At 70.9% G+C, this 23158-nt stretch carries 17 protein-coding genes; 10 read left to right on the top strand and 7 right to left on the bottom strand.

Annotated elements, in window-relative coordinates:
- Positions 1-44: 44 nt before the first annotated feature.
- From ABZ444_RS06770 to ABZ444_RS06790, 5 genes are all read right to left on the bottom strand, one after another.
- The gene (locus ABZ444_RS06770) at positions 45-842 is read right to left on the bottom strand and encodes an ABC transporter ATP-binding protein (RefSeq protein ID WP_357993633.1); all 798 of its coding nucleotides are present in this window, start codon (positions 840-842) and stop codon (positions 45-47) included.
- Positions 839-1777: an ABC transporter ATP-binding protein gene (locus tag ABZ444_RS06775; RefSeq protein ID WP_357968216.1), complete on the bottom strand. Its 939-nt coding sequence runs from the start codon at positions 1775-1777 to the stop codon at positions 839-841. The genes ABZ444_RS06770 and ABZ444_RS06775 overlap by 4 nt, the downstream gene beginning before the upstream one ends.
- Positions 1767-2765 (bottom strand): branched-chain amino acid ABC transporter permease, encoded by a 999-nt coding sequence (locus ABZ444_RS06780; RefSeq protein ID WP_357993636.1) that lies wholly within the window; start codon positions 2763-2765, stop codon positions 1767-1769. The genes ABZ444_RS06775 and ABZ444_RS06780 overlap by 11 nt, the downstream gene beginning before the upstream one ends.
- A gap of 16 nt (positions 2766-2781) precedes the next feature.
- Positions 2782-3942 carry a branched-chain amino acid ABC transporter permease gene (locus tag ABZ444_RS06785; RefSeq protein WP_357993639.1) on the bottom strand — a complete coding sequence of 387 codons (1161 nt, stop codon included), beginning with the start codon at positions 3940-3942 and terminating at the stop codon, positions 2782-2784.
- Between the two features lie 518 nt (positions 3943-4460).
- Positions 4461-4862, bottom strand: a complete 402-nt coding sequence (locus ABZ444_RS06790; protein ID WP_352328462.1) for a hotdog fold thioesterase — start codon at positions 4860-4862, stop codon at positions 4461-4463.
- An 80-nt stretch (positions 4863-4942) separates the two neighbouring features.
- Between ABZ444_RS06790 and polA the strand changes: the two genes are divergently transcribed.
- From polA to ABZ444_RS06820, 6 genes are all read left to right on the top strand, one after another.
- Positions 4943-7633 (top strand): DNA polymerase I, encoded by a 2691-nt coding sequence (gene polA / locus ABZ444_RS06795; protein ID WP_357993642.1) that lies wholly within the window; start codon positions 4943-4945, stop codon positions 7631-7633.
- A gap of 248 nt (positions 7634-7881) precedes the next feature.
- Positions 7882-8850: a polysaccharide deacetylase family protein gene (locus ABZ444_RS06800; RefSeq protein WP_357993645.1), complete on the top strand. Its 969-nt coding sequence runs from the start codon at positions 7882-7884 to the stop codon at positions 8848-8850.
- A 192-nt stretch (positions 8851-9042) separates the two neighbouring features.
- A complete protein-coding gene (gene rpsA / locus ABZ444_RS06805; protein ID WP_125631182.1) occupies positions 9043-10524 on the top strand; it encodes a 30S ribosomal protein S1 in 1482 nt (493 codons plus the stop codon).
- Positions 10525-11021: 497 nt separating this feature from the next.
- Positions 11022-13193, top strand: a complete 2172-nt coding sequence (locus ABZ444_RS06810) for an alpha/beta hydrolase (RefSeq protein ID WP_357993649.1) — start codon at positions 11022-11024, stop codon at positions 13191-13193.
- A gap of 93 nt (positions 13194-13286) precedes the next feature.
- A complete protein-coding gene (locus ABZ444_RS06815) occupies positions 13287-13739 on the top strand; it encodes a GNAT family N-acetyltransferase (RefSeq protein ID WP_357993963.1) in 453 nt (150 codons plus the stop codon).
- Between the two features lie 182 nt (positions 13740-13921).
- On the top strand, positions 13922-14233 hold the full coding sequence (locus ABZ444_RS06820) for an FG-GAP repeat protein (RefSeq protein ID WP_357993652.1): 312 nt from the start codon (positions 13922-13924) through the stop codon (positions 14231-14233).
- A 37-nt stretch (positions 14234-14270) separates the two neighbouring features.
- Here ABZ444_RS06820 and ABZ444_RS06825 read toward each other — a convergent pair whose 3' ends face one another.
- Positions 14271-14843, bottom strand: a complete 573-nt coding sequence (locus ABZ444_RS06825) for a TetR family transcriptional regulator (protein ID WP_357993655.1) — start codon at positions 14841-14843, stop codon at positions 14271-14273.
- Between the two features lie 72 nt (positions 14844-14915).
- Between ABZ444_RS06825 and ABZ444_RS06830 the strand changes: the two genes are divergently transcribed.
- From ABZ444_RS06830 to coaE, 3 genes are read left to right on the top strand one after another with little or no spacing between them, the layout of a single operon-like run.
- Complete coding sequence (locus ABZ444_RS06830; protein WP_357993658.1) at positions 14916-15488, top strand: dihydrofolate reductase family protein; 573 nt, start codon at positions 14916-14918, stop codon at positions 15486-15488.
- Positions 15489-15512: 24 nt separating this feature from the next.
- Entirely contained in the window at positions 15513-15671 is a 159-nt protein-coding gene (locus ABZ444_RS06835) for a hypothetical protein (protein WP_357993661.1), read from the top strand.
- Between the two features lie 48 nt (positions 15672-15719).
- A complete protein-coding gene (gene coaE / locus ABZ444_RS06840) occupies positions 15720-16322 on the top strand; it encodes a dephospho-CoA kinase (RefSeq protein WP_357993664.1) in 603 nt (200 codons plus the stop codon).
- 11 nt (positions 16323-16333) lie between these two features.
- Here coaE and ABZ444_RS06845 read toward each other — a convergent pair whose 3' ends face one another.
- A complete protein-coding gene (locus tag ABZ444_RS06845) occupies positions 16334-21928 on the bottom strand; it encodes a TIR domain-containing protein (protein ID WP_357993667.1) in 5595 nt (1864 codons plus the stop codon).
- Between the two features lie 75 nt (positions 21929-22003).
- Between ABZ444_RS06845 and ABZ444_RS06850 the strand changes: the two genes are divergently transcribed.
- Positions 22004-23158: an SLC13 family permease gene (locus ABZ444_RS06850; protein ID WP_357993670.1), complete on the top strand. Its 1155-nt coding sequence runs from the start codon at positions 22004-22006 to the stop codon at positions 23156-23158.

The raw sequence follows: 23158 nt of genomic DNA on the forward strand, positions 1-23158 counted from the left end.
ACGGAGAAGGGACCCCGGGGGAGCCCCTTCTCCGTTCGATTCGGTTACGCCTTGGCCAGCGTGCCGAGGTACAGCTCGATGACCTTGGGGTCGTTGGCGAGCTGCCGGCCGGTGCCGGTGTAGGCGTTGCGGCCCTGGTCGAGCACGTAGCCGCGGTGGCAGATCTGCAGGCAGCGGCGGGCGTTCTGCTCCACCATGACCACCGTCACGCCCGCCTTGTTGATCTGCTGGGCCTGGATGAAGACCAGGTCCTGGAGCTTGGGCGACAGGCCCGCCGACGGCTCGTCGAGCAGCAGCACCGACGGCTCGGTCATGAGCGCCCTGGCCATGGCCACCATCTGCCGCTCACCGCCGGACAGGGAGCCGGCGCGCTGCTTGCGCCGCTCCTTGAGCGCCGGGAACAGCTCGGCGACGAACTCGAAGCGCTCCTTGAACTTGCCGGGCACCTGGAAGGCGCCCATCTCCAGGTTCTCCTCGATGGTGAGGCTGGGGAAGACGTTGTTGGTCTGCGGCACGTAGCCGACGCCGCGGGAGACCAGCGAGTGCGCCTTCATGTTCGTGATGTTCTCACCCTTGAGCAGCACCGTGCCGCTGCGGATGTTGACCAGCCCGAACATGGCCTTCAGCAGTGTCGACTTGCCGGCGCCGTTGGGGCCGATGATGCCGATCAGCTCGCCCTCTTTGACGTAGAGGTCGGAGCCGTTGAGGATGTTGACGCCCGGCAGGTAGCCGGCGATCAGCTCGTCGCACCGCAGCACGGCGTCTTCGGCGCCTTCCAGGTGCGCGGTGCGGTCGGTGACGGCCGCCTGCGACTCGGGGGCGGCCTCGGGGGCGTCGCTCACTTCTGCGTCTCCTCTTCGATCTCGGCCTCCAGAGCCGCCTCGGCCTCGTGGAGCTGCGACTCCAGTTCGGTGTCCGAGAGCGGGGCGTCGTGGTGGGCGCCGAGGTAGGCGTCGATCACGCGCTCGTCCGACATGATCGTGTCGGGCGGGCCCTCGGCGATCACCGCGCCCTGCGCCATGACGATCACCCAGTCGCTGATGTCGCGGACCATGTCCATGTCGTGCTCGACGAACAGCACCGTCATGCCCTGCTCGCGCAGGTCCTTGACGTGGCCGAGCAGCGACTGGGTCAGGGCCGGGTTCACGCCCGCCATGGGCTCGTCCAGCATGACCAGCTCCGGCTGGACCATGAGGGCGCGGGCCATCTCCAGCAGCTTGCGCTGGCCGCCGGACAACGATCCGGCGAAGTCGTCCCGCTTGGCGCCGAGCTTGAAGCGTTCGAGGAGCTCCTCGGCGCGGACGGTGATCTCGTCCTCCTGGCCGCGCCACATCGACGGGATGAGCGCCCGCCAGAACGTCTCGCCCTTCTGCCGCTGGGCGCCCAGGCGCATGTTCTCCATGACGGTCAGGCGGGACAGCGCCTTGGTGAGCTGGAAGGTGCGCACCATGCCGGCGCGGGCGACCTTGTGGGCCGGCACCCCGCTCATGCTGCGCCCGTTGAACGTCCACGAGCCGGAGTCGGCGGTGTCGAAGCCGGTGAGCTGGTTGAAGAAGGTCGTCTTGCCGGCGCCGTTGGGGCCGATCAGCGCGGTGATGGAGCCCCGCTGGATCTCGACGTGGCCGACCTCGACCGCGGTCAGGCCGCCGAAGCGGCGCACGACGTTGTCGACCGTGAGGATCGGGTCCGGCTTCGGCACGCCCGGGTCGCGGGCCAGGTCCTTGAAGGCGGCCAGCGCCGCGGCCTTGCGCTCGGTGGCCGTGGTTTCAGCGTGCATTGATTGCTATCTCCCTCTTGTCGCCGAAGATGCCCTGTGGCCGGAAGATGAGCAACAGGACGAGACCCAGGCCGACCAGGATCCAGCGGACGGCGCCCACCTGGTTCGTGTCCATGAAGGTGATGATCCCCGCGCCGACGGCCTCGGACAGCACGCCGTAGATCAGGACGAGCAGCACCCAGAAGATCGACGCGCCCACGACGGGGCCGAGCACGCGGGCGGCGCCGCCGAGGATGACCATCGTGTACGCGTAGAACGTGGTCTCGGTGCCGAAGATGTCGGGCTGGACGGAGGCGTAGGCCAGGCCGTAGATGAAGCCGCCCAGGCAGCCCACGACGCCGCCCAGGATGAGCGACTGCATCTTGTAGGAGAAGACGTTCTTGCCGAGGCTGCGCACGGCGTCCTCGTCCTCGCGGATGGCCTTGAGCACGCGGCCCCAGGGGCTCTTCATCAGCAGGTAGACCAGGCCGCAGCACAGGGCGATGAGCACCCAGCCGACGGTCAGCACCCACAACACCCGGTGGTTGAAGAACAGGGGGACGGAGCCGAGGTTGAAGCCGTACTGGCCCTCGGAGTAGGGGTTGAGCGCGTAGAAGCCGTCGGAGAAGCCGCGCTGGCCGTCCGAGCCGCCGAAGACGCTCTTGAACGCCACCGAGCGGAACACCAGCCGGACGATCTCGGCCGCCGCGATGGTCACGATGGCCAGGTAGTCGGCGCGCAGCTGGAGGGTCGGGATGCCGAGCAGGATCGCCAGGAGCACCGCGGCGAGCAGGCCGACGATGATGCCGACCCAGAACGGCAGGCCCATGACGGTGACGGTGACGGCCAGGCCGTAGCCGGCCACACCCATGAACGCCGCCTGGCCGAAGTTGAGCAGGCCGGTGTAGCCGAATTGGATGTTGATGCCGATCGCGGCGAGCGCGTACAGCACGGTCTCGACGCCGACCGCGGACTTCAGCGTCGTGCTGATGATCGTGATCCAGTCCATTCTGATCCTCCCCCGATCAGCCGATTCGCTCGCGGCGGCCCAGGATGCCCTGGGGCCGGACGAGGAGCACGATGATGAGCACGACCAGCGCGCCGACGCTCTTGAGCTCCGGCGGCACCCACAGGGTCGAGACCTGGATGAACAGGCCGACCACCAGCGAGCCGACGAGCGCGCCGAAGGCGGTGCCGAGCCCGCCGAGCGTGACGCCGGCGAAGATGAGCAGCAGGATGTCCTGGCCCATCGTGTACTTCAGGTTCTGGGAGAGCCCGAGCATGATGCCGGCCAGCGCCGCGATGGCGCCGCCCAGGGTCCAGACGATCCGGATGACCCGGTCGACGTTGATGCCGGACGAGGCCGCGAGCGCGGGGTTGTCCGACACGGCCCTGGCCGCCTTGCCGGTACGGGTGCGCAGCAGCGCGAAGCCGACCAGCAGCAGCACGGCCAGCTCGATGCCCATCGCCACGAAGTTCTTGGGCGCCGCGGAGATCGGCCCGACCTGGATGCCGGGCTGGGCCGTGTACTGGGCGTAGGCCTCGTTCTGACCGCCGAAGAAGATCAGCATGACGTAGCGCATGACCAGCGCGACGCCGATGGAGACGATCATCATGGCGACGATGCCGGTGCCGCGCCTGCGCAGCTGGCCCCAGAAGAGGCGGTCCTGGGCGTAGCCGAACGCGCCGCCCAGCGCCACGGCGAGCACCGCGGCGGGTATGAGATGGAGGCCGAAGCCCACGTTGAACATGTACGCCAGCACCGCGCCGAGCGTGACCAGCTCACCGTGGGCGAAGTTGGTCAGGCCGGTCGTGCCGTAGATCAGCGACAGGCCGAGCGCGGCCAGGGCGATGATCAGGCCGAGGTTGAGCCCCTCGAAGCCGAGCTGCGCCGCGGTGTCCCAGAAGGTGCTCTCCCCGCTCTCGTCGCCTCCCTGCGGCTGCCCGGCGACACCCTTGGCCTGCAACGCGAACAGCACGGTCGAGCAGTTGCCCTCGAAGACGGTCGGCGTGCGGACGTTGCTGCCGCCGCGCACCTCGGCGTTCTTCGGAAGGGAGTTCGGGTCAAGGGTGACCTTGAACTTGCCCTTGTCGGTAGGAACTTCCCACGTGCCCTGTGCGTTTGTTGTGACCTCCTTGACGGGTTGTCCGCCCTCGGTGGTCACGGCGATTTTGACGCCGTTCACTGGCTGGCCTTGGAGTTTGAGCGTCCCCTTCAAACCCTGGCATCCGGCCGGCCCCGCCTGCGCGGGACTGGCCAGCAGGAAGATGAGTCCACCCAGGAAGGCCGTGAACGCGATCACGGCTCTGCGCAATGGTGCTCCCTCAAATAGGTCAAGGCGGGGTTGTACCCCTCCATCTCGACACGCGCGCATCGCAGGCACAACTGGGATGCAATGGCGGGAGCTTATTCCGCAGACGCCCGTTTCAGTATGGTTCGTCACCAATTAGTGACATGCGTGTGCCACACATGTGAGCAAACAACGCGGCAGGTCAGGGGCTAAATGAGGGAAGACGCCTGGCCAGGCCGAAAACGAAACGGTAACGATGGGGAGAAAACGTGGACGAGCCCGCGGAGCGGCCTTTGGGGCCATGTAGGGCTTCCCCGGCCGTACACGTTATCTACCGGGCCTCCCCGCGGGCTCTGTTCGGACAACCGTAGCGATCGATGGGGCCGCTGCGCAAAGGTTCGGTCAAAGTGACGTCAGGGGCGCTGGTCGCGCAGCATGCACGTCAATCTGGAGGTGCACACCCGCCGTCCCTCCTCGTCGGTGATCTCGATGTCGTACGTCGCCAAAGTGCGTCCGCCGTGCAACCGCGTCGCGACCCCGGTCACGTACCCGGAGGTCGCCGAGCGGTGATGGGTGGCGTTGATCTCGATGCCGACGGCGATGCGGCCGGGGCCGGCGTGGATCGCCGCGGCCACCGAGCCCAGCGTCTCGGCCAGCACCGCCGACGCGCCGCCGTGCAGCAGGCCGTAGGGCTGGGTGTTGCCCTCGACCGGCATCCTGCCGACGACGCGCTCGGGCCCGGCCTCGACGAACTCGATGCCCATGCGGTGGGCCAGCGTGCCCTCGTGCACCGCGCCGTACGCGGAGAAGTCCAGCGGATCGGTCTGCGTCAAGGGGATGTCTCCACTCTTCCGAGCTCGGGTTTTCTGTCGTTGACGCAGACTAGGCTGCGTACGTGCCGAAGAGTGAAGTGACCCCCAGCCGCCCGTGCCTGTTGCTGCTTGACGGGCATTCCCTGGCCTACCGCGCCTTCTACGCGCTCAAAGACGCCAACCTCATGACCACCGACGGTCAGCACACCGAGGCGGTCTACGGGTTCACCTCGATGCTGACGAACATCCTGCGCGACGAGCAGCCGACCCATGTGGCGGTGGCCTTCGACCGGTCGGAGCCGACGTTCCGCCACGAGGAGTACTCCGACTACAAGGCCAACCGGAGCGAGACCCCCGAAGACTTCCGCGGCCAGATGCAGCTCATCTACGAGCTGCTCGACACGCTGCGCATCCCGCATCTGTCCAAGGCGGGCTTCGAGGCCGACGACCTCATCGCCACCCTGGCCACCCGCGCGGCCGGCGACGGGATGAACGTCCTGATCGTCACCGGCGACCGCGACGCCCTGCAGCTCGTCAACGAGCACGTCACCGTGCTGATGACGCGCCGCGGCATCAGCGACATGACCAGGTTCACCCCCGAGGCGGTCGAGGAGAAGTACGGCCTGACCCCGGCCCAGTACCCCGACTTCGCCGCCCTGCGCGGCGACCCCAGCGACAACCTGCTGTCCATCCCCAGCGTCGGCGAGAAGACCGCGGCCAAGTGGGTGCGCGAGTTCGGCTCCCTCACCGCGCTGGTCGACCGCGTCGACGAGGTCAAGGGCAAGGTCGGTGACAAGCTGCGCGAGCACGTCGCCCAGGTGCTGATGAACCGCCGCCTGACCGAGCTGCTGCGCGACGTGCCGCTCGACGTCGAGCTCGGCGACCTCACCCAGGGCGCGTGGGAGCGCGAGGAGATCAACAAGCTGTTCGACACCCTGCAGATCCGCGGCGAGCTGCGCGAGCGCGTCTTCAAGGTGCTCGGCACCGGCGAGGCGGAGCCCGAGCAGGGCTTCGAGGTCGAGACCGTCATCCTCGGGCCCGACCGGGTGGCCGGCTGGCTGGCGGCGCTCCCGCAGGGCCGCGCCGGGCTGGCCTTCAAGGGCTCCTACGGCAGCGGCTCGGGCCGCATCGACGGCATCGCCATCGCCTCGCCCGACGGCACCGCCGCCCACATCGACCCCGTCAAGCTCACCGAGGCCGACGAGGCGGCGCTGCGGGCCTGGCTGGGCGACCGGAGCAGGCTCAAGGCCGTCCACGACGCCAAGGGCCCGATCCTGGCCCTGTGGGCCCAGGGCATGGAGCTGCGCGGCCTGAGCTGCGACACCGCGCTGGCCGCCTATCTCGCCATGCCGGGCCAGCGCACGTTCGCGCTGGAAGACCTGGCCAGGCGCTACCTCCACCGCGACCTGCGGGCCGAGGAGGAGTCCGGCGGCCAGGCCGCGCTGTTCGGCGACGACGAAGACGCGCCAGCCAAAGACCTCGCGCTGCGCGCCCACGCCGTCCGCGAGCTGGCCGAATCCCTCGAGGGCTTCCTGGCCGGCCGCGGCGGCACCCAGCTCCTGGCCGACGTCGAGCTGCCGCTGCTGTCGGTGCTGGCCGAGATGGAGCGGGCCGGCATCGCCGTCGACAGCCAGTACTTCGCGGGCCTGGAGGCCGAGTTCGGCGCCGCGGTCAAGCACGCCGTGGAGGAGGCCCACCGCTCGGTCGGCGAGCAGTTCAACCTGGGCTCGCCCAAGCAGCTCCAGGAGATCCTGTTCACCCGGCTCAACCTGCCGAAGACGAAGAAGATCAAGACGGGCTACAGCACCGACGCCGACCAGCTCGCCTGGCTCGCCACCCAGACCGACCACGAGCTGCCGACGATCATGCTGCGCCACCGCGACCAGCAGAAGCTGCGCACCACGGTCGAGGGCCTGATCAAGGAGGTCGGCGACGACGGGCGCATCCACACCACGTTCAACCAGATCATTGCCGCGACCGGCCGCCTGTCGTCGGAGAAGCCCAACCTGCAGAACATCCCGATCCGCACCGCCGAGGGCCGTCGTATCCGGCAGGGCTTCGTGGTCGGCGAGGGCTACGAGCGGCTGCTGACGGCCGACTACAGCCAGATCGAGCTGCGCATCATGGCCCACCTGTCCGGCGACGAGTCGCTGATCGAGGCCTTCGAGTCCGGCCACGACTTCCACCAGGCCACCGCGGCCCGGGTGTTCGACCTGCCGCCCGAGCAGATCGACAGCGAGCTGCGGGCGCGCATCAAGGCGATGAACTACGGCCTGGCCTATGGCCTGTCCGACTTCGGCCTGTCCGGGCAGCTCAACATCCCGGTCTCGGAGGCGCGGGCGCTGAAGGAGGAGTACTTCACCGAGTTCGGCGGCGTGCGCGACTTCCTGCAGGCCATCGTGGCCCAGGCGCGCACCGACGGCTACACCGAGACGATCATGGGCCGCCGCCGCTACCTGCCCGACCTGACCAGCGACAACCGCCAGCGCCGGGAGATGGCCGAGCGTATGGCGCTCAACGCCCCCATCCAGGGCTCGGCGGCCGACATCATCAAGGTCGCCATGCTCCACGTCCACCAGGCCATCGCCGAGGAGGGGCTGGCCTCGCGCATGCTGCTGCAGGTCCACGACGAGCTGGTGTTCGAGGTCGCGCCGGGCGAGCTGGAGACGCTGCGGCAGCTCGTGTGCGACCAGATGAACGCCGCCTACCACCTGCGCGTTCCGCTGGAGGTCTCGGTGGGTGTCGGGCGTACGTGGCAGGACGCCGGCCACTGACCATGTTTATCCCGACACGGCGGGGCAGACCGACATATCGCGAACGGCGTGGCCCCGCCGTCTCCGGGGCTTCTCGTCTACGCTGAAGATAGTTTTGGCCGAGATGCGGGAGATTTGTGCGGGTACCAGCGTCCTTCACGCGGATCATCGCAATCGCGAACGCGGCCGTGGTGACCGTGGCCGTCGCCGGGCTGAGTCTCTTACCTGACGGTGAGACTCCTACTACCCAGGCGTCGGCCCGGGTCGGCGTGATCGCTCCCGTCTCACCCCCGCAGGGGCAGCCGCAGGACACCTCCCAGCCTCCCGGCGTGGTCGCCACCCCCGAGTTCGCCCGGCAGGTGCGCGCCAACGAGGCAGGCATGGTGCCGATCATCATGTACCACCGGATCCTGCGCAAGCGCGTGGCCTCCATCGACCGCACCCCCGGCCAGCTCAGGCAGGAGCTGGAGAAGCTGGCCAGGCAGGGCTACGTGCCCATCACGGCCAGGGAGTTCGCCACCGGCGACATCCGGGTGCCGGCCGGGCGGTTCCCGGTCGTGCTGACGTTCGACGACGGTCACCCGAGCCACTTCGCGCTCGACGACGCGGGCAACCCCAAGCCCGACACCGCCGTCGGCGTGATCCTCGACGTGGCCGCCCGTTACCCCTCGTTCCGGCCGGCCGCGACGTTCTGGATCACCCGTGAGCCGTTCGGGCTGCGCGATCAGGAGCGGCAGGCGGCCGCGGTGCGGTGGCTGGTCGATCACGGCTTCGAGGTGGCCAACCACACCTGGTCCCATCCGGACCTGCGGCGGCTGGGGAAGAAGAAGGTGCGCGAGCAGATCGTCCGGCTGGAGCGGCTGCTCAAGAAGCTGGGGGCGCCGCCGGACAAGACCCTGGCCCTGCCGTACGGGTCGGTGCCGCGGCCCAAGAAGCTCGCCCGTACCGGCTCCTGGGACGGGACCCGCTATGATTTCGCCGGCGTGTTCCTCGCCGGGGCCCAGCCGTCCCTTTCGCCCTTCGCGAAAGACTACGACCGTGGGGCGATCCAGCGGATCCAGAGCAACGGCAAGCGGGGAGAGTGCCGCAAGTGGTGCTCCCAGTACTGGCTGGAGTGGCTGAACAAGCACCCTGGCGAGCGCTACGTCTCGGACGGGGATCCCATGCGGATCTCCATCCCGCGCAAACTACGGGGTAATATCAACCCCAAGCGGGAGTCCCAGATCATCGCGTACTGATGTGCCTCCGGATTGACCCCGTGGCCAAGGTCTCATATGCTGATCGCTGCGCTGTGGGCTCGCGCGCGCCTCAGACGGAGCGGGCTCGCGCTCGGTCACGTCGATGTCGTAATTCCTCGGCTTGATGCGGAAGAGGGCCTGCCGCGCATCCGCCACATCGACATCCTGTCCGCGTTCGGAGCAATTCCACACATGACGTCCAGCACTGAGGCCACCTCGAGCACCCCGCAGGTAGCGGTCAACGACATCGGGTCCGAGGAAGCCTTCCTCGCAGCGATCGACGAGACCATCAAATACTTCAACGACGGCGACATCGTCGAGGGCACCGTCGTCAAGGTCGATCGAGACGAGGTCCTTCTCGATATCGGCTACAAGACCGAGGGTGTCATCCCCTCGCGCGAGCTTTCGATCAAGCACGATGTCGACCCTGCTGACGTCGTGGAGGTCGGGGAGCACGTCGAGGCCCTGGTTCTCCAGAAGGAGGACAAAGAGGGCCGCCTGATCCTGTCCAAGAAACGCGCACAGTACGAGCGCGCCTGGGGCACGATCGAGAAGATCAAGGACGAGGACGGCATCGTCACCGGTACCGTCATCGAGGTCGTCAAGGGTGGTCTCATCCTCGACATCGGCCTGCGCGGCTTCCTCCCCGCCTCCCTGGTCGAGATGCGACGGGTCCGCGACCTGCAGCCGTACGTCGGCCGCGAGCTCGAGGCGAAGATCATCGAACTCGACAAGAACCGCAACAACGTGGTTCTCTCCCGCCGCGCCTGGCTGGAGCAGACGCAGTCCGAGGTTCGCCAGACGTTCCTCAACACGTTGCAGAAGGGCCAGGTCCGCAAGGGCGTCGTCTCCTCGATCGTCAACTTCGGCGCCTTCGTCGATCTCGGCGGGGTCGACGGTCTGGTCCACGTGTCCGAGCTGTCCTGGAAGCACATCGACCACCCGTCCGAGGTCGTCGAGGTGGGCCAGGAGGTCACGGTCGAGGTCCTCGACGTCGACATGGAGCGCGAGCGCGTCTCCCTGTCGCTCAAGGCCACGCAGGAAGACCCGTGGCAGCAGTTCGCCCGTACCCACCAGATCGGCCAGGTCGTGCCGGGCCGCGTCACCAAGCTGGTGCCGTTCGGTGCGTTCGTCCGGGTCGAGGAGGGCATCGAGGGCCTGGTCCACATCTCCGAGCTGGCCGAGCGCCACGTGGAGATCCCGGAGCAGGTCGTCCAGGTCGGCGACGAGATCTTCGTGAAGATCATCGACATCGACCTCGACCGTCGTCGCATCAGCCTCTCGCTGAAGCAGGCCAACGAGGGTGTCGGCACCGAGGTCGAGTTCGACCCGACCCTCTACGGCATGGCGGCCACGTACGACGACCAGGGCAACTACATCTACCCCGAGGGCTTCGACTCGGAGACCGGGGAGTGGCTCGAGGGCTTCGACAAGCAGCGTGAGGAGTGGGAGCGGCAGTACGCCGAGGCCCAGACGCGCTTCGAGGCTCACCGCAAGCAGATCGAGGAGGCCCGCAAGGCCGAGGCGGAGGCCGGCGAGGCCGCTCCCTCGTCCTACAGCGGCGAGACCGCTCCTCCGTCGGGCAGCTCGTCGTCGGCTCCGGCCAGCGGCGCGCTCGCCTCTGACGAGGCGCTCGCAGCCCTCCGCGAGAAGCTCGCGGGCGGCCAGAGCTAAGGCTCAGCCTTGAAAGGCCCCGCACGGGCTTCCGTGCGGGGCCTTTTCATGCCTTTTCTTGGACGGGCATCGCGGGAGAGCCTTGCGCCCCGGGGTTCCAGGGTTCTTCCGTGCGCCCTTTCGCATCGCCATTCCGGAGCCCGCCCTCGACGGCTCTACGGAGCGGACGCGCCGCACCCGGTGGGCCGGTGCCGCTCCCGGGCGGAGGGGGCGCCCCTTTCCGTCGGGCCAGGGAGACCTTGTCCAAGGGGCCCTGGCCATCGAACAGCAGGGGCAGCCGCCGAGAGACTGGCTTCAGCCTCTTTCCCCTCCTCTGACCCGAGCGGGGTTCTGTGAGGGGTGCGGGGTTCGGCGGCACGCCGAATCGCCGAGCGGGCCCAAGATTTTACCCACCGACCTTTTACGACTTCTCTACCTGCGAAGACGGCCGCTGGGAAACTGGCATGCGGCTGGAGGTACGAGCGTTCGGGGGCGATGCGGTGCGTATGGTTCGGCACGTGATCCCGGTGGTGGCGGCGGTCACCGTCCTGGTCCTGGCGGCAGGCGGGGGAGTCGGGCAGGCGATGCGCCTGGCGGCCTCGCCGACCCCCTGGCCGGAACGCGACGTGACCGAGCTGGCGGAGCCGCAACCGGAGGCCGCCTGGCCTCAGCAGCCGGAGCAGGACGCGGCCGGACCGGCAGGGGCGGAGCTGGGAGCGACCGGATCGGCAGGCTCGGAGCTGGAGCCGGCCGGATCGGCAGGCTCGGAGCTGGAGGCGGCCGGATCGGCAGCGCCGGTGCTCGGGGCGGCCGGATCGGCAGCGCCGGAGCTCGGGGCGTCCGAGCTGGAGGCGGCGGGGGTGGAGCGGGGCGTTGCCGGGCGCCTGCGGCCGGCGCCTGGGCGGGAGACACTCGCCTGGACCGAGTGCGGCGGCGGGCTGCGGTGTGCCACGTTGCCCGTCCCCGCCGACTGGGCCAGGCCGAATGAGGCTCGCGTGGCCGTCCAGCTCGCCATGCTGCCCGCCCAGGACCCGCTGCGGCGGCTCGGCGCGCTGGTGGTCAACACGGGGTCCGCCTCGGTCGTACGAGAGGTCGCGGCGCGGCCGGACACCGTGGGCGAACTGGCCAGGTGGTTCGACGTCGTGCTGGTCGAGGCGCGCGGGGTCGAGGATGGGGGGCACGCGGGGGCGTGCCCCCGATCCCGGCCGGACCCCGCCCGGCTGCAGGTGGCCGAGGGGCGCACGGCCTGGCGCGCGTTCGCCCGGGACAACGCCGCCTACGACAGGGCCTGCCGTGCCGCGCTCGGGCCCGCCTACGCCGGGCTGACGTCCTGGCAGGTCGCCCACGACCTCGATGCCGTACGTGCCGCGCTGGGGGAGTCGCGGCTGCGCTACCTCGGCAACGGCTACGGGAGCGTGTACGGGCAGGCGTACCTGGAGCTGTTCCCCGGCCGGGCCGGGCGGATGTACCTGGAAGGGCTGCCCGACCACACCGAGACCGGGCTCGAACGGCGGCTGCTCGCCCACGCCCGCGCCCAGGAGCGGCAGCTCGGGTACTTCCGCGACTGGTGCCGGAACCGTCCCGGCTGCCCGCTCGGCCGCGCGGACGCCGTCCGGGTGTTCGACGGCCTGGTCAGGCGCGCGCCTCTGGGGCTGGGCGGTGGCGAGCGTACGGTGAGCGGGCACGAGATCGCCGCCGCCGTCTGGGCGGGCCTCACGCCCGCACGGTGGCCGGCGCTCGCGCACGCCCTCTCCAGAGCCAGAACGGGCGACGCCACGGGCCTGGCCGCCCTGCTCCCCGCCGAGCCCCCGCAGGCCACCCCTCCCGGCCCGACAGGAGCAACCCCCGGCGCAGGACAGGCGTCTCCCGGTACGCCGGGGACGATCCCCGGCCCGGGGCAGGCGTCTCCCGGTACGACGGGAGCACTCCTCGGGGCAGGGCAGACGCCTCCCGGAGCGGCCGGGGCACGGTCTCCTGAGGCGCCGCAGGGGATGCCGGGGCCGACGCCTCGGACGATGGCGGGAACGGCGCCTCAGGGCCGAACGGCGGCTCCTGGCACGCCGGCTCCTGGCACGCCGGCTCCTGGCACGGCGGTTCCCGGCACGGCGGGGGTAGGCGTCGCGTCCGGGGCGCGGGTGGCTGCGGGGGCGGTCGGAGCGGTGCCGCAGCCTGGGAAGGCGGTTCCCCGTGCGGTGGGGGGAGCGGCGTCCGGTGTGGGGGAGACGGGGCCGGGGAGCGCCGAGGGGGTCAGGTGGTGTCATGACTTCGGGCTGGCGGTGCCCGGATATCGCCGGTTCCTCCAGGTAGAGGCACGACTGCGGAAGGCGGCCCCTCGGGTGGGGTGGTTGAGCGGGCGGGCGGAGGTCGCCAGGTGCCTGGGGGCGGCGCGCTCGCCGGGCTGGGCGCCGCACCCGTTGGCGGCCGGGCTCAGGGTGCCGCCGGTACTGGTCGGCGTGGGACGGCTGGACAACGAGACGCCGTCCTCCGGGGCGGCGCGGGTGGCCGGGCAGATCCCCGGGGCGCGGGTGCTGTGGCACGGGGACGGGCAGGGCGCGTACCTGGCGCAGGGGGTGAGCAGGCTGCGCGCGGCCTGCCTGCGTACGAAGGTGCACGACTACCTGGTCAACGGCGTGCTGCCGAAGCCGGGCACGTTCTGCCCGGGCGAGCTCACGGCGGGCAACGCTCCCTAGCCGGAAGCGCGCGAGGACGTCCGGGTCAGGAGCCCGGAGGGGCGTGGAAGTCGGCGGTGGGGACGGGGAGACAGCCGGTAGGGTGCTGGCGTGATGGTCGAACGGGCGGTGGCGGCGGACGCGGGAGAGATCCTCACCCTGCAGCGGGCGGCGTACGTGAGCGAGGCCCAGCTCTACGGCGACCCCTACATCCCGCCGCTCGTGGAGTCGCTGGAGCAGGTGCGCAAGGCCGTCGAGACGGGCGTCGTGCTCAAGGCCGTGGACGCCGGGCGGATCATCGGCGCCGTACGCGGGCAGGTGGCCGGCACCACCTGCCTGGTCGGGCGGCTCGTGGTCGCGCCCGACCGGCAGGGGCAGGGGCTCGGTACGGCACTGCTCGCGGCGCTGCACGAGCAGGTGCCGGAGGCGCGGGCGTTCGACCTGTTCACGGGGCATCTGTCGGAGGGGAACCTGCGGCTGTACCGGCGGCTCGGCTACCGGGAGACCCGGCGGGAGCGGATGGACGACCATCTCACCCTGATCCACCTGCGTCGCAGTCCGGACTGATCGGTTCCCCGGGGCGCGCACGGTCTTCGCCTGCGACGACGCCGTCCCGCCCGGCACCCGGATCCGACTGATCCGCAAGAAGCACTCCCGATGCTGCTGCGCCTGCGTATGAGAAAGCTCGTGTGGCCCGCGGTCGTGCTCACCCTGACCGCGCTCGTCACCACCCCCACCGTCGCGGCCCGGTGCTCTCCGCGGCCCGTCTCATCACCCAGGACGCCCTGACGGCCCCCGACGGGAGCGCGACCGACCCGATCGGTGAGCAGTCGCAGGCGGGCGACCGCTTCGGGCAGACGGTCAAGGTGCTGGACGTCACCGGTGACGGCAAGGCCGAGGTCGTCGCGGGCGCCCCGGTGAAGAACGGCGGCGCGGGCATGCTCGTCGTCCTGCGCGGCTCGTCCGGCGGCGTCTCCGCCACGGGCACCCCGCTCTTCCACGCGGACCGGTTCGGCCTCGCCTCGCCCGACACCGCGTTCGGCGAGCTCCTGGCCCGGTGACCCCGCCCGGACCGGGGTCCGTCCGGTCCGCGTGCTGTCAGGCGTTCAGCGATCTCCGCACGGCGGCGTCCACGAACTGGCGCACCTCCTGCTCGGTGAAGATGTCGGGCAGGGTCAGTCGCTCGACGATGAGCCAGTTCAGGGCGAGGTAGAGGAGGACCACCGAGGTCGAGTCGCCGGGCAGGCCCGACTTCGCGTGGTAGTCGATGTTGGCGTCGATGTCCTCGCGGATGCGCTTGGTGAGCACGGCGCGCAGCTCAGGACGCCGGGTGGACTCCAGCCGGAGTTCGAGCAGGGCCAGGTAGCCGGAGTTGAAGGCGGTGATCCGGTCCACCAGCTCGTGCATGAGCTCGGCGTAGCGGGTCTCGTCCTGCACGCCTTCCTGGCCACGGGCGAGCGTGGCCGCGTCGGGCAGCAGTCGTTCATAGATGCGTCCGCCGACCTGGGTGAACAGGTCGTCGCGGTTGGCGAAGTAGTTGGAGGCCGTGCCGGGGGGCACGGCCGCCTCGGCGTCGACGGCCCGGAACGTCAGCCCGCGCGCTCCTTCCTTGGCCAGCACCTCGATGGCCGCGTCGATCAGCGCCTGCCTCCGCTCGGGGTTCTTCCGCACTTGACACCACTCCAGTCGTAGTACTACGTTCAGACCACTTCATTCATAGTACTACAGCAGGAGTTGCTCCGTATGCGAAAGCTTGTCTACTACGTCGGCGTCTCCCTCGACGGCTACATCGCCGGGCCCGGCGCCGAGTTCGACTTCTACCCCGTGTCCGCCCAGATGGCCGACTGGATCAATGCCCGTTATCCCGAGACGCTGCCCACCCACGTCCGCAAGCTGGTCGGCCTCGAGGGCGTGCCCAACAAGGTGTTCGACACCCTGGTGATGGGCCGCGGCACCTTCGAGCCGGCCCTGGAAGTGCCCACCACCAGCCCGTACTCCCACCTGCGCCAGTACGTCGTCTCCAGCACGCTGACGATCGACGACCCCACGGTGCACGTCGAGACGGGCGACCCGATCGAGCTCGTCCGGCGGCTGAAGGCCGAGGACACCGGCATGGACATCTACCTCTGCGGCGGCGGCAAGCTCGCCGGATCCCTGCTCTCGGAGATCGACGAGATCATCCTCAAGCGCTACCCCGTGGTGGCGGGGGCGGGCATCTCCATGTTCTCCGGCCGGTTCAGCCCCACCCTGTTCACCCCCACCAGGCGCGAGTCCTTCGACAACGGCGCCCAGGTCACCTGGCTCACCAGGGCCTGACACACACCCCCAAGGAGGAAAAGTATGCATATCAAACTTCCCGCCACGATCATCCAGACCAAGTCCGGGCAGCAGGCCCGCTCTCCGCACCGGCACGACCAGCCGGCGCGCGACCTCAAGCCCACGGGCCGGGCCAACCTCTCCCGCCGTCCGACCGCCGCCCCACGCCGCGGTGGGTACTGAGCGAGCCGGCGGGATGACCGGGTACGCCGGGATGGGTAGTCTTTTCCGGTGCTGAAGATTGGGCTCACCGGCGGTATCGGCTCCGGCAAGAGCGAGGTGTCCAAGCGGCTGTCGGCCAGGGGCGCCGTCGTCATCGACGCCGACAAGATCGCGCGTGAGGTGGTCGAGCCCGGCACGGCGGGGCTGTCCCGGGTGGTGGCCGCGTTCGGGGAAGGGGTGCTGCGCCCCGACGGCTCGCTGAACCGGGAGCGGCTGGGCTCGGTGGTCTTCGCCGACCCCGACCGGCTGGCCGCCCTCAACGCGATCGTGCATCCGCTGGTGGGGGAGCGGGTGGCCGAGTTGCAGGGGCAGGCGGCCGACGACGCGATCGTGGTCTACGACGTGCCGCTGCTCGTGGAGAACAAACTGGCACCCATGTACGACCTGGTGATCGTGGTCGACGCGGCCGACGAGGTGCGGATCCGGCGCCTCGCCGACCATCGCGGCATGCCGGAGGCCGACGCCAAGGCCCGCATCGCCGCCCAGGCGAGCCGGGAGGACCGCCTGGCCGCCGCCGACCTGGTGATCCCCAACGAGGGCTCGCTCGCCGACCTGGAGGCCCGGGTCGGCGAGGTCTGGCACGAGCTCGTACGCCGCGCCGCCCGCGGCTAGTGACCCGCCGGTCAGAAGGGCGAGTCGAGCGGCACCTGACGCACCCCCGGCAGGTACGGATCCAGCTCCCCCAGCTCGAACCGCGACATCCCGATGACGTGCCAGAACTGCCCGCCCGGCTCGCCGTGCACCTTGTAACGCCCGTCCGGCGTCAGGGCGGCCCATCCCTCGGGCAGCCCCAGCAGCGTCGCCCGCCGCTCGCCGCCCTCCCAGAGGATCACCACGCCGTCGTCGCCCGCGCTGGCCAGCAGGTCGGACGCGGGGCTGTAGGCCACCGACCACACCCGGCGCGCGTGGCCGGTGAGGGTGTGCAGCAGCCGCCCGGTCGCGGTCTCCCACACCCGTACCGTCATGTCGTCGCCGCCGGTCGCCAGGTGGCGGCCCGTGGCGTCGAAGGCCAGGCTCCACAGCCGGCCGTCGTGCTGGGTGAGCGTGTGCGCCAGGCGCGGCTGCCAGGGTTGGCCGGGGCGCAGCTCCCACACCATCGCGCGGCCGTCGTTGCCGGCGCTGGCCAGGTAGCGGCCGTCGGAGGAGAAGGCCACGGAGTACACCCGGTCGGTGTGGCCCTCCAGCGTCGCCACCCGGCCGCCGGAGGCGACGTGCCACAGGCGGACGAGCTTGTCGTCGCAGCCGGTGGCCACGTAGTCGCCGAGGGGGCTGAAGGCGATCGAGCGCACCCGCCCGCGGTGGTCGACCAGGTCGACGGCCATGCGGCCGGTCGGCCGGTACCAGATCTTGACGCTGTCGTCGTCGTTGGCCGTGGCCAGCATGTTGCCGTCGGGGCTGAACGCCTCGGCCCACACGTGGTCGGTCTCGGCGTGCAGCTCGCGCTCGTAGTCGCCGGTGGTGGCGTTCCAGAAGTGCACGCCGCCGTCGTTGCTGGAGGTGGCCAGCACCGGGCCGGCGGGCGAGAACAGCGCGGAGATCAGCCGGTCGGCGGTGCCGGTGAACTCCCGCAGCCGCCGCCCGGTGTGCGGCTCCCACACCCGGACGACGCCGTCGTTGCCGCTGGTGGCCAGCATCGAGCCGTCGGCGCTGAAGCGCACCGACGAGATGCGCCGGCCGTGGCCGCGCAGCACCCGCTGGCACTGCCCGGAGAGCGGGTCCCACAGGCGGACGGTGCCGTCGTTGCTGCTGGTGGCCAGCTGCTGACCGTCGGGACGGAACGCGAACGGCCAGACCGAGCTGCGGTGGCCGGTCAGCTCGACGCGCTTGCCGCCGCCCACGGGCTGCAGCCGGACCGTGCCGCCGGAGTCGCCGCTGGCCACCGTACGGCCGTCGGGGCTGAAGGTGACCTGGTAGACGGCCGCCGTGTGGGTGGTGTGCACGCCGAGCGGCTCGCCGGACGCCTGCCACAGGCGGACGCTGCCGGCGGTGTCGCCGCTGGCCAGCATCGAGCCGTCGGGGGAGAACGTCAGGCAGTAGACGCTGCCGGCGTGCCCGGTCAGCTCGTGCCGGGGCGACCAGGTGGCGGTGTCCCAGAGCCGGATCGTGCCCGCCTCGTCGCCGGTGGCCAGCAGGGTGCCGTCGGGGCTGTGCACGGCCCGGAAGACGCTGCCGCGGTGGCCGTCGAGAGTTACGGCCGTCTGCCCGGCGGTCAGGTCCCAGACCCGGACGACGCCCGCCGAGTCGCCGGTCACCAGCTGCGAGCGGCCGAAGGAGGCGGTGTAGACCGGCGCGCGGTGGCCCGGGAGCTCGTGGACCAGCCGGCCGGTCGCGGTCTCCCACACCCGGACCACGCCGTCGCCGCCGCCGGCCGCCACCAGCTCGCCCGAGGGGCTGAGGCGTACCGGCCACACGCCGTCGGGATGGCCGGTCAGGGTGTGCAGGCGCCGGCCGGTGAGGGTGTCCCAGAGCAGGACCGTGCCGTCGCTCGCGCCGGTGGCCAGCAGGTCACCGGCGAAGGTGACGGCGTAGACGCGGCCGCGGTGGCCCTGGAGGGTGCGTACCGGGGAGCCGCCGGCGCACAGCAGCACGCCGCCGTCCTCGTTGCCGATGGCGATGGTCGAGCCGTCGGGGCTGTAGGCGATGGGCTCGGGCAGGCGGGAGGTCTGGAAGTGGTAGCCGTACGGGACGCCGATGCCCGCGGGCGCGAACTCCACCTCCACCGGCTGGCCCGGCACCACCGCCGCGCCCGGCAGGTGCGGCAGCGTGCCGGTGACGTTGATCAGGGACGCCCGGTGCCAGCGGGCGCCCTCGACCGTGACGTCGCTCAGGTCGACCTGCGCCAGCCGTGCGCCCGACAGGTCGGCCCCGGTCAGGTCGGCGCCGGTCAGCCTGGCGCCGTCGAGCCGGGCGCCGGCCAGGCTGGCGTCGCGCAGCACGGCCCTGGACAGGTTCGTGCCGGCGAGGGTGGCCTCCGACAGGTCGGCGCCGGTCAGGTCGACCTCCTGCAGGTCGCGCGCGGACAGGTCTTCGCCCTTGAGGTTGGCGCCGCGCAGGTCGGCCTTGGCCGGGGTACGCAGCCGGGCGGCGATCTTGACCGCGTTCGCCCTGGCCACGTCGTCGGCGGGCGGGTCGGCCACCCAGGCGCGCAACGCCCGTACGTCGGCCAGGTCGCACAGGAACTCGACGGTCAGCGCCGACAGCGGCCTGCGGACCAGCGGGAGGGGATTGTCGAGGTTCGCGGCGATGTGGCGGGCGATGAGCCACTCCATCACCGAGGCGTGGATGAACCCGAACATGCCCTCCTCGGTGCGCACGAGCAGGCTGCCCGAGCCCATCGCGTGCGCGGCGTGCGCGGGTGAGAGCTGGCCCGAGGCCAGGTCGCTCAGCGTCTCGCCGATCTCGGTCAGCTCGTCGACGCCGAGCAGCGTCTCGCCGCTGTCCCACAGGCGCAGCGCCAGCGCGGTCACCACCCGCCACAGCTCGCCGATCGACAACGCGCCGGGCGAGCCGGGGACGCGGGCCCGCCGCTCCTCGAAGGCCAGCCAGGTGCTGAGGATCTCCTCGTACAGCAGGGCCGGGCTGAGGGTGTGCTGGGCGCCGGCGACCGTGCGCAGGCGGTCGGCGTCGAGGTCGGCGATGAAGCTGAGCATGCGCGGGTTCTGGGCCAGCGCGAGCAGGTCCTTGATCTCGCCCATGAGCGACATGCGGGCGCCGGCCTCGTCGCCGTCGTCGAACCGGTTGGCCAGGTAGGAGCGGATCTGGTCGTGCGTGAAGTCCTCCACGCTGAGCACCCGCCGCTGCGGCAGCACGCCCACCATCTCGCCGAGCGAGGTCAGCACCTGGCTGTGCGACTTGAAGTGCTGCGTACGGCTGGCCACCACGATCTTGGCCTTGTCCTCGGCCGCGGCGAGCAGGGTGGCCAGGTGGTCGGCCGCCCGGTCGTAGGTCAGCCGGGTGACCAGCTCGTCGAACCCGTCGAACAGCAGCACGATGCGCCCCTGCCGGAGCAGGTAGCGGAACGCCTTGAGGTCGATGAACTCCTCGCCGTGCCCGGCCAGGTGCGCGGCGACCAGCGCGTCGACCGAGTGGGCCTTGTCGAGGGCGCGCAGCTCGATGAAGATCGGCGTCAGGTGCGGCAGCTCGGCCGGGATGCGCCTGGCCAGCTCGCGCAGCGCGAACGTCTTGCCGTGGCCGAAGTCGCCGAGCATCAGCAGGAAACGGCCGTGGTCGGCGGCCAGCAGCCGCATCAGCTCGTCGGTGAGCCCCTGCCTGATCTGGCTGCCCGGCCGGTCGAGCTCGCGGTAGCGCTGGGGGACGTAGAGGCCGGGCGGGTAGCGGCGGTCGCCGGTGAGCCTGGCGGTCTGCTCGGCGACGTATCCCGACAGGTCGAGCAGGCCCTGGAACTCCACGAAGCTGCGCGTCCGCACGCCCTTGCGCATGAGGTCGTCGCGGAGCGCGCGGGAGGCCGGTGGGCCCTGGTAGACCAGCTCGGCGGCCAGGTCGGCGGCATGGGCGCGGCGGGCGAACCCGGTCGCGGCGGCCTCGGTCAGCTCGCCGACGTGCGCGCCGATCATCAGCTGCCGGACGAACCCGTCCTCGGGGTGGGTGACCACCAGGTGGTCGGGGAAGCGGCGGATCTTGGCCCGCTCGTGCCGGGCCTCGCAGACCTCGGTGATGCGGTCGAGCAGCAGCTCGACGGGGCTCGGCTCGCGCTCCTCGGGCTGGGCGGCGGGCGGCGGGGTGCCGGGGGTCTCGCCGGTGAACGTGGCCCGCACCGCCCGCCAGCCGTGCCGGGCGCGCGCGGGCTTGCCGGTGTCGGGCGTCCAGGTGCGCATGCCGTCGGGGGAGATCTCGACCACCTGGTGGCGGCCGGAGCGCGGGGCCACCACCGCGGCGAAGCCCGGCCGCGGCTCGGCGGCCGGGATGCCCGCGCCGGACCCGTGGAAGAGCAGGTTGAGCCGGTGGGTGAGCAGCCGGTCGAAGGTGGGCGCGTCCCGCAACGCGGCGGGCGGATGGCCGATCGCGCCCAGCCGCAGCCAGGCGCTCTCCTCGTAGGGACGCAGCCGCTCGGCGAACCACGCGGCCTGCGCCTCGCCCAGCAGCGCGTACGCGTCGCGCTCCAGATGGCTCATCGCCATCGTCGAGTTGAGCCCGGCCACGACCACCCTCAGGTCGGGCACCTCGAACAACGTCCAGGGCTGGCCGCCGTCGAACACCCGGTCGTCCAGCCCCTGGTACACCTCGCGGAACAGCCCGGCGAAATGCCGCCACTTGGGCCAGTAGGGGGGCTGCGGGCTCACGTCGTCGGCCTCGCAGGTCATGAAGTACGCGCTGGCCGCGGCCTTGGTGACGTCGCGCGGGCCGGGCAGCAGCACCAGCCGGTGGGGTTCCAGCCCGATCAGCAGCCGCAGGTCGGTGACGAACTGGGTGGCCTGCGCGAACTGCCCCAGGCTGCCGGACTCGGTCAGGTCGCCGCTCACCACCATCAGGTCGGGACGCGGCATGCCCCGGTCGTACATGGCGGTCAGGTCGGCCCAGATGCGGGCCTGCATGTCCTCCGGCGTGAACGGCTCGCCGGGATCGGGCAGCGCCCGCCCGAACCTCGGCCCACCGATGTGCAGGACGTTGACCGACTCGCGCCCGCGGTCGTCGCCGCCCGAGGGCGGGAACTTGGGGGCCGTCACCGGGGTGCGGCGGGCCCTGGCCAGGTCGGCCGTCGGGGGCAGCGTCGGGATGGCCGGGGGCGGGACGACCCGGCCGGTGGGGAAGGCGGGGGCGGCCTCCGGTTTGGCCCGCCCGGCCAGCGCCTCGCCGACCCGGCCCAGCAGCAGCGCCCTGGCCTGCCCGGAGTCGGTGACGCCGAGCAGGTCGACCCAGGTGATCGTGGACAGCAGGCCCTCCAGCTGCACGTCCTCCAGCCGGATCGTGACGAGCTTGTTGGAGGGGTTGTCGGGGTCGGCGCGCATGGCCGCCTGCCACTCCATGCGCCCGTAGCGCGAGGTGAGGTAGTTGCGCGAGAGCACGGCCACGACGAGCTGCGCCTCACTGACCCCGCGGTCCATGAAGTCGATGAAGTTGGTGCCGGGCACGAAGTCCCAGGCTTGGATCATGGTCCGGTAGCCGGCCGCCTCCAGCTCCCAGGCGATCCAGGTCGCCCAGGCGGTGTCGGCCGGGGAGTAGCTGACGAAGATCTCGGTCGGCCTGCCGTCACGTGCCATCTGCTCAGTATCCACCGAGGAATCGGTGATTTGGAGTCAGTGTGCGATCATCGTCGAGTGTGGCGGCGTCTGGCTGTGCTCGATCTGATCCGGATCGGGCTGCTTGCTCTCGGTCTGGTCTTCGTGGCGACCGGTCTGCTGCCGTGGCGCAACGCCGTCGAGAGCCTGGAAACGATCGGGCCGTTGCTGATCTTCCTGGTCGCCATCATCGTGCTGGCCGAGCTGACCAAGGAAGCGCAGGTCTTCGACGCCATCGCGGCCAGGATGGCGGTGCTCGGCCGCGGCAACTACACCGCCCTTTTCTTTCTTTGTACGGCTTTCGCGTCATTTGTCACCATATTTCTGAACCTTGACACCACCGCCGTCCTGCTCACCCCCGTCATGCTCGCCCTGGCGCCACGGGCCCGCATCGCCGCCCTGCCGCTGGCGATGACCACCATCTGGCTGGCCAACACCGCGAGCCTGCTGCTGCCGGTCTCCAACCTGACCAACCTGCTCGGCATGGAGAAGCTCGGCCTCGACGCCCAGGGGTTCGCCGCCCGCATGTGGGCCCCGCAGATCGCCTCGATCGCGGTGACGATGGTGTTCCTGTGGGTGTTCTTCTGGCGCCGGGGCGAGCGCCGCGACCTGCGTTACACACCGCCGGTGCTGGAGCCGGTGGCCGACCGGGTGCTGTTCGGCGCGGCCTCGGCCGGCTGCCTGCTGTTCATCGCCCTGCTGCTGCTCAAGGCGCACGTCGCCGTCGCCGCCACCGCCGCGGCCGTGCTGGTGGTGGCGGCCTTCCTGGTGCGCGACCGGGCCCGGCTGACCTGGAGCCTGCTGCCCTGGCAGCTCGTCGTCTTCGTGACCGGGCTGTTCCTGGTGGTGCCCACGCTCAGCGCCCACGGGCTCGACGCGCTGATGACGTGGATGATCGGTACGGAGGGCGACCCGTACCGGACGGCCGCGGTGGGCGCGGGCCTGTCCAACGCGATCAACAACCTGCCCGCCTACCAGGCCGTCGCGCAGGTCATCCCGGCCGCCGACCAGGACCGCCTGCTGGCCCTGCTCGTGGGCACGAACGTGGGCACGGTGATCACCCCGTGGGCCTCGCTGGCCACGCTCCTGTGGTTCGAGTCGTGCCGCCGCCACGACGTCGCGGTGCCGCTGCGCCGCTTCCTGCTGACCGGCGCCGGCCTGGCCGTCACCGGCCTGCTGGCCACGGTCTGGGCCCTGGTCACCTTCGGCTGA

It is taken from the genome of Nonomuraea sp. NPDC005730 (genome assembly GCF_040630865.1).
Classification (GTDB): Bacteria; Actinomycetota; Actinomycetes; order Streptosporangiales; family Streptosporangiaceae; genus Nonomuraea.

Excerpts from the sequence above, each read along its gene's own strand:
- ABZ444_RS06845 (WP_357993667.1), bottom strand. The coding sequence starts at position 21,928 with ATGGCACGTGACGGCAGGCCGACCGAGATCTTCGTCAGCTACTCCCCG.
- ABZ444_RS06815 (WP_357993963.1), top strand. The coding sequence starts at position 13,287 with ATGGTCGAACGGGCGGTGGCGGCGGACGCGGGAGAGATCCTCACCCTG.
- ABZ444_RS06775 (WP_357968216.1), bottom strand. The coding sequence starts at position 1,777 with ATGCACGCTGAAACCACGGCCACCGAGCGCAAGGCCGCGGCGCTGGCC.
- ABZ444_RS06835 (WP_357993661.1), top strand. The coding sequence starts at position 15,513 with ATGCATATCAAACTTCCCGCCACGATCATCCAGACCAAGTCCGGGCAG.
- rpsA (WP_125631182.1), top strand. The coding sequence starts at position 9,043 with ATGACGTCCAGCACTGAGGCCACCTCGAGCACCCCGCAGGTAGCGGTC.
- ABZ444_RS06830 (WP_357993658.1), top strand. The coding sequence starts at position 14,916 with ATGCGAAAGCTTGTCTACTACGTCGGCGTCTCCCTCGACGGCTACATC.
- ABZ444_RS06780 (WP_357993636.1), bottom strand. The coding sequence starts at position 2,765 with ATGGACTGGATCACGATCATCAGCACGACGCTGAAGTCCGCGGTCGGC.